Annotated in this window: 1 pseudogene; it reads right to left on the bottom strand. The window is 78.1% G+C overall.

Features of this window, described 5'->3' with window-relative positions:
* Window positions 1-887 (bottom strand): annotated as a pseudogene (locus ACFQ3T_RS36795) (hypothetical protein); the annotation flags it as partial.

The raw sequence follows: 887 nt of genomic DNA, 5'->3' as shown, positions 1-887 counted from the left end.
CGTCCGCCGGCGCGCCGGCCAGCCGTGACGCCAGGCCGTCCTGGGCGGCGGCGCTGAGGTCGAGGCCGAACTGGGCGGACGCGTCCACCAGGTGGCCGTCCGGGTGGCCCTGGGGCTCGAACCGCAGGCCCGCGGCGAACGTCTCGTCCTCGGACGGCGGCGGGAGCTGGCGGGCCGGTTGCCGGCTGGGCGGCGGCAGCGTGCCGCCGGGGAACATGCCGAGCAGGAACACCGCCACGGCCTCGGTGGCCGGTTCCGCGGTGCCGCCCGGACGGACCGGGGGCGTGGCGGCGGGGGCCTGCGGTTCCGCGGGCAGGACCGCCGTCGACGGGGCGGGGAGGAGCGGGGAGCCGGCCGTGCTGTCACGGCCGCCGACGCCGAACGCGATGGGGACGACCGCGAAGCCGAGCAGCGCGTCCTTGCCGGTCGGGGCGGCGGCGTCCTTCGCCGGGACGTTCCCGGGCACGCCCTCGCCGCCCCTGGCCTGACCGTCACCCTTGGGCTGGCTCTCGCCCTTAGGCTGGCCGTCGCCCTTGGCCTGACCGTCGCCCTTGGCCTGACCGTCACCCTTCGGCTGGCCGTCGCCCCTGGTCTGGCTCTCGCCCTTGGGCTGGGCGTCGGTCCGGGCCTGGCCGTCCGCCTTGGCGGCGGTCTCCGTCTTCGCCGAACCTGCGCCGGCGTCCTTGGCCTGGCCCTGACCGCCTTGGCCCTGTCCTTGCCCCTGACCGGGTTGGGTGGTGGTCTGACCGGGCTGCGACGCGACCTGCGCGGCACGGGCCTCGACCTTCTGGGCCGCCTGCTGGGCCGGGGCCTGGGTGTTCGCGGCGGTGTTCGCGGCGGTGTTCGCGGCCGGGGTCTGGGCGGCGGCCGGGGTCGCCGCGGCCGGT

This window comes from Saccharothrix hoggarensis (assembly GCF_042678885.1).
GTDB lineage: Bacteria > Actinomycetota > Actinomycetes > Mycobacteriales > Pseudonocardiaceae > Actinosynnema > Actinosynnema hoggarensis.
The sequence above is the reverse complement of the archived record's forward strand: the minus strand, read 5'-3'. Positions and strand labels throughout refer to the sequence as shown.